Below are 5,339 nucleotides of genomic sequence, written 5' to 3'. Positions count from 1 at the left end.
GCAGCGTCGAGCGGGTGCTGGAAGGCACCGGCACACCGAGCAGCCTGGCGTTCCCGATTCAGGGCGCATCGCTGCTGGTGGGCGCGGCAGACGGCGCGACGCGGCTCTTCGACCTGCGTGACGGTTCGCTGCAGCGCGCCTTCACCGCGCACCACGCCACCGTGACGGGCGTCTCATTGAGCGGTGACGGTTCGGTGGCCGCCAGTGGCAGCCGCGACGGCACCGTGATGCTGCACGACGCTCACGAGGGGCGGTTGCTCCTCACGTTCGCCACGGGCCCGTCTCCCAGCGCATCTGCGGGTACTGACCGGCAGTGGATCGCGTTCGACCCGGACGGCTACTTCGTCGGATCAGAGCACGCCATGACACTCGTGCGCTGGCGCACCGGCCAGCAAGCCGAGACCGCGGAGCGATTCGCCCACCTGTTCTTCCGCCCCGACCTCGTGGAGCGCATCCTGCAGCGGGGGCCCTGAACAAGGCCGCAGCGGCAGGGGAAGAGGCGGCCGAAGGGAACCGGTCGGTATGAGAATGCATCTGCGCGCCCTGCTGGCGCTACTGCTCGGTCTCACGCTCTCCACCAGCGCCCTGGCCCGAAGCGGGTCTGGCTCCCACCGCGTCATCCGCACCTACGCCGACGGGCGCGGCCAGACCGTTCTGCTCTACGCGGGGCGAGGTACGGGGCATCGCGGCGACTGGGGCTGGCTGCACATCAAGGGCAAGCACATCGATGGCATCTGGTACGATGGCGGCCGCGTGACCACGTTCGGACAGGCACTCGGCATGCGCGATGACGTGCAGGTGCAGGAGTGCATCGGCACGGCGCTCAGACAGACCCCCGTCTACGACCGTGGCCGTCGCCAGTACCGCTGGCGTCCAGCGGGTGCATCGTATCAGGTTCTCGTGGTGGTGGGCGCTGACGGTTCGATCATCACCGCGTATCCGAAGCGCTGAGGGAGCAGACATGCACGCATTCCGACTGAAGGTAGAGCTCGACCCGCCCGCCGAGGACAAGGCCGTTCTTGCGCACTGGCCTCGGGCGCCCTTGAAGCCAGACCTCGAGACCCTGGCCTCGGGCTGGATCGCGCTCGAGTTCAACGGGCAGCCCATGCTCCATGACGGCGCGACGGCCGCGGTGGGCGATCCGCTCAACAGCAAGGGCGCCCGCATCGGTGACACCGTGTTCGTGTTCGCCCAGCATCTGCTCGACGCCGCGCACCAGGTGAGAGACGGCGGCACCCATGTGGCCGGGTTCGGCGACAGCCCGGCCTGCCTCGTGCTCACGCGTCTCGACGACGACCGGGTGCAGGTCGCATACCGCGATGACCCGGACGAGGGCGACCTCGCGTCGGCCACCCCCACCGAGACAGATTTCCTCAGTGCGGTGAAGACCGCGGTCTCGCACTACGTCGAGGAGCTGCTCACCCTGAACGCGTCCCTGTCGAATCATCCGGAGGTCGCTGCCCTGCGCGACGCCCTGCGAGTGATGTGAGGCCGACCTGAAGCAGGCCGGCCTCGCGCGCATCCCCAGAAGTAGGAGGCATCCATGAGGCTGAAGCTGTTCCTGGTCCTGGTCGCCCTGGCGCTGAGCGTGCCCTGGGCGTGGGCCGCCCCGCACGAGGGGTACCCCGACATCGCGCACGGCGCTCTGGCGGCGGCCATCAAGGCACACAAGGTGACCCTCATCGACTGCAACGACCAGGAGGTGTACAAGCAGTGGCACCTCCCTGGCGCAATCCACTACTACAGCCAGCAGAAGCAGCTCGCTTCGCTGCTCCCCCCCAGCAAGAAGGCGCTCATCGTCTCGTACTGCGCCAACAGCCATTGACTGTCGTATCTTGACGGCGCGCGTGCCGCGTCGGCGCTGGGATACACCAACGTCAAGCATCTGAGTGAAGGCCTGCAGGGCTGGCGCGACGCCGGTGGATGGCTCGAGCCCTGAGGTGCGCTGAACTGCGAGGGCCTGCGAGATGTCGAACCGTTCCCCGAGCCCGGCGCTGAACGGGTGCCAGAACCTGTCCACGGGCCTGCTCGGCAGCCTGCTCATCGTCGCGCTCGTGGGAGCGTGCATCGACTTTCGCATGGGCCTGCCGCAGCCGCTGCTCCTCGAACACCCCTTTCCCTGGATCCCCGGCAGCGGAATGGACGTGGTGAACCGCGAGGTGCTCTCGCTGCTCGCCTCCCTGGGTCTGGGGGCGCTGCTCATGGCCGCCTGGGAGCGCGCCGCGCCGCGCCAGCGAATCCTCGTCCTGACCGGCCTGATGGTCTCAGCCACCATCCCCTGGGTCGCCACGCTCGCCGGGGGAAGCCCCTGGATCGAGCTCGGCGTCGGCCGCCTCTCGAGGCTCGAGACGGGGCTGCTGGCGTCATACGCGTTCAGCACCGCCGTCGTCGTCGCCGTCGCCCTTCCCCGCTGGCGCGGCGCCCGTCTCGCGCCAGTCGGGTGGGCGCTGCGCACCGCGTTCTGGCGATGGCTGGCAGGTCTCGTCCCATTCACCGCCGTGGTGATGGTGAGCCTGAGAACGCCGCTCTACGGCGCCGCCATATTCGAGGTCTGGCGCTTCACCTGCTGCGCGCTGCTCTCGATCTACCTGTTTCTCGGGCTCCCCTACGCCTTCCTGACCAACCTCTGGGGCGCAGGCCTGACCGACAACCTGAGCGACCCGGGCTTCGTCATCTGCCTGCTGGCGCGCTCACGCCGTCGACTTCGCGCGCTGCGCCGACCATCGGTTCGCGTCACGCTCCTCGATCTGGTCGTGAAGACGTTCTTCATCCCGGTGATGACGGTGAGCTTCTTCCTGAATGTGGGGTTCCTGGTGCGCGCCTTCATCTACCAGGCCGTCGATGGCAGCTATGTGTTCGTCACGCAGAACGCCACGTCGTTCGCGTTCGGCCTCATCGGCACCATGGACATCTCGCTGGGCCTGCTCGGCTACACCTGCGCATCCCGGTGGCTGGGGAACAAGACGCGCAGCGTCGATCCTTCCATCGGGGGCTGGCTGGTGACGCTGCTCTGCTACCCTCCGCTGAACTTCTGGACGGTGGGCAGGCTGCCGCTGCAGGAAGGCCCTCCGGTGGCCGCGCAGGTGGGCATCGGGCTGCAGCTGATCTCGTTCGCGGCCTTCTGCGTCTACGTCGCCTCGACCCTGGCCTTTGGCCTGCGCTTCAGCAACCTCACGTATCGCGGACTCATCGCCCGAGGCCCCTACGCCGTGGTGCGCCACCCCGCCTACGCAAGCAAGATCATCGGCTGGTGGGCGGAGAGCGCGCGCAACATCGACACGCTCCCCCTGTTCCTCATCGTGGTGATGGTCGATGGGCTCTACGTGCTGCGCGCAATCACCGAAGAGCGCCATCTCATGCGCTTCGAGGAGTATCGTGACTACTGCGCGCGGGTGAAGTTCCGGTTCATTCCCGGGGTTCTGTGACGCACGAGGGGGCCGCCTGCCGCCGGGTCAGCGCTTCTGACGCGTCGAGGCGCCCGCGCGGGTCTCGACGTGCGCGAAGTCGATGTCGAGGATGCCGTAGTGGGGGTAGTCCTTGTAGTCGAAGTGCCACCACTCCTCGGGCAGGATGCGAAACCCCTGGGCCAGCATGACGCGCTGGAGCAGCTCACGGTTGGCTTTCGCCTTCGGCGTGACGTTCGGCGATTCGGCGTGGGCCTGCTCGTGGAAGTCGTCGTAGCCCGTGGGCATGTCGAGGGGCTGACCCGTGGCGCGCTCGAACAGCGTGAGGTCGACCGCGCACCCGCGATTGTGACGCGAGCCCTTGTCAGGATCGGCCACATAGCCACCCTTGCGCCACTCGGGGCGGGCGTTGTCCCACATCAGCTTCGTGACCCGCCAGGGCCGGTAGGCGTCGAAGATCATCAGCCCCAGGCCGTGGCGGCGCAGCGCGCGATGCGCGCGCACCAGCGCCTCGGCGGCCGGGCGCTGCATGAACGCCCGTGCCTCCGGGTAGAGCACGACCCCGAGGAAGTTGTCGCGGGTCGCGTAGCGGATGTCGAGCTTCAGGCTGGGGTCGAGGGTGATGAGCTCGACCAGGTCAGGCGCCAGAAAGGGGCCCTTCTCGACAGGCGGGCGGGCGAAGGCGGCCGTGCCCGAGAGCAGCGCCGCAAAGGCCACCGAGGCCACCCCCGTGCAGAGCTCTCGCCGGTTCAATCGCCCCGCATCATCATCGTGGGGCGCCGACGTCGCCTCCGCATTCGTCGCCCCCTCGGGCTCGCCGTCACGCGCCATGGGAGCCCTCGGCCGAGGCGGGGCTGACCGCGGCGCAGGCCTCGCAGGGGCAGAGATCGCGCAGCATGTCAAAGGTGAAGATACCGCTGTCGTGCCCGTCACCGAACACGATGTTGAGGGCGTAGCGCCCCACCACGCTGATGTCACGGGCACCGAGGTTGGGCGCCACCATGCTGGCGAGAAGGGCATCGACCCCGCCCGAACGCTGCTGTGCGCGGCACATGGCGCAGGGGCACAGCTCGCGCAGCTGGGTGTAGGTGAAGAGGCTCACGTGCTGATCGGCCCAGGTGATCTGCAGCGAGGTGGGCCCGGGTTCTCTGATGTCGATGGGATCGGAGCGCATGCGACTCTGGTTCCCCACCGCCGCCGCGACCCCTTCCGGCAACGAGACGTACGGCGGCCTCAGAGACCGAAGCGCACCGGGTACTGCAGCAGCACGATGCGCAGCCCGTCGCGCTGGGTGGCCTCTTCTACCGCCTCGCGCACGGCCACGCCATCGCGCGCGTCTTCAACGCGATGCACCCTGGCTTCGTATCCGCCGATGATGGCCTCGACATCGTCGAGGGCCACCGTCTGCCCACCCGTGGCTCGGGCCTGGCCGTTGGCGAAGATGACCACCTTCACGGGCGCCTGGCGGTGCGCCGCCTCGGTGAGACCGAGCGCACCCGCGGCCGCGAAGGCATAGTCTCCGGTCACGGCCCACGCATGCTCGCGACCGGCCAGCCACGCCCCCACGGCGAGGGGGATGGAGCCGCCGTAGTACGTCACGGCGTCGACCGCGTGATAGGGCGGAAGGCCGAAGAGGCTGCTCAGGCCCGTGTCGCCCGCGGTGAAATCGCGGGGCACGGTGCGCAGGGCCTCGAAGGCCACCGCGTAGTCGCGCAGCGTGTCGTGCCACGATTCCGGGAGATCGTCCGGCACATGGGGTAGCCGGGGGCGCGCGATGGCGTCGACCTCACCTCCAGTCCGCCGCGCGTCGAGAACCTCGCGCTGGTAGCGGGTGAACAGCGGGCAGACGAGATGGCGCGCCGGGTCGCGCGCAGCGAGCGCACGTCGCTGCCGCAGGCGGTGCTCGTCGAGTCGACCGATCTCGAGGCGCCCGTC

At 68.8% G+C, this 5,339-nt stretch carries 8 protein-coding genes; 5 read left to right on the top strand and 3 right to left on the bottom strand.

What is annotated here, in order from left to right; translation table 11 throughout:
• The first annotated feature begins 14 nt into the window (after positions 1 to 14).
• From EB084_18875 to EB084_18855, 5 genes are all read left to right on the top strand, one after another.
• A complete protein-coding gene (locus EB084_18875; GenBank protein NDD30327.1) occupies positions 15 to 473 on the top strand; it encodes a hypothetical protein in 459 nt (152 codons plus the stop codon).
• 55 nt (positions 474 to 528) lie between these two features.
• Positions 529 to 951 (top strand): hypothetical protein, encoded by a 423-nt coding sequence (locus EB084_18870; protein ID NDD30326.1) that lies wholly within the window; start codon positions 529 to 531, stop codon positions 949 to 951.
• 10 nt (positions 952 to 961) lie between these two features.
• A complete protein-coding gene (locus EB084_18865; protein NDD30325.1) occupies positions 962 to 1,489 on the top strand; it encodes a hypothetical protein in 528 nt (175 codons plus the stop codon).
• Between the two features lie 54 nt (positions 1,490 to 1,543).
• Complete coding sequence (locus EB084_18860; protein ID NDD30324.1) at positions 1,544 to 1,825, top strand: rhodanese-like domain-containing protein; 282 nt, start codon at positions 1,544 to 1,546, stop codon at positions 1,823 to 1,825.
• Positions 1,826 to 1,967: 142 nt separating this feature from the next.
• The gene (locus EB084_18855; protein ID NDD30323.1) at positions 1,968 to 3,425 is read left to right on the top strand and encodes a hypothetical protein; all 1,458 of its coding nucleotides are present in this window, start codon (positions 1,968 to 1,970) and stop codon (positions 3,423 to 3,425) included.
• 27 nt (positions 3,426 to 3,452) lie between these two features.
• On the opposite strand, the gene EB084_18850 is transcribed toward EB084_18855, so the two are convergent.
• The 3 genes from EB084_18850 to EB084_18840 all read right to left on the bottom strand — a co-directional run.
• Complete coding sequence (locus EB084_18850; GenBank protein NDD30322.1) at positions 3,453 to 4,235, bottom strand: D-alanyl-D-alanine dipeptidase; 783 nt, start codon at positions 4,233 to 4,235, stop codon at positions 3,453 to 3,455.
• The gene (locus tag EB084_18845; protein NDD30321.1) at positions 4,225 to 4,578 is read right to left on the bottom strand and encodes a DUF971 domain-containing protein; all 354 of its coding nucleotides are present in this window, start codon (positions 4,576 to 4,578) and stop codon (positions 4,225 to 4,227) included. Before EB084_18845 ends, EB084_18850 begins: the two co-directional genes overlap by 11 nt.
• Before the next feature lie 59 nt (positions 4,579 to 4,637).
• The coding region (locus EB084_18840) for a hypothetical protein (GenBank protein NDD30320.1) at positions 4,638 to 5,339 on the bottom strand (702 nt) is incomplete at its 5' end.

The sequence above is a fragment of the Pseudomonadota bacterium genome (assembly GCA_010028905.1).
In the GTDB taxonomy this organism is placed as follows: Bacteria; Vulcanimicrobiota; Xenobia; order RGZZ01; family RGZZ01; genus RGZZ01.
The sequence above is the reverse complement of the archived record's forward strand: the minus strand, read 5'-3'. Positions and strand labels throughout refer to the sequence as shown.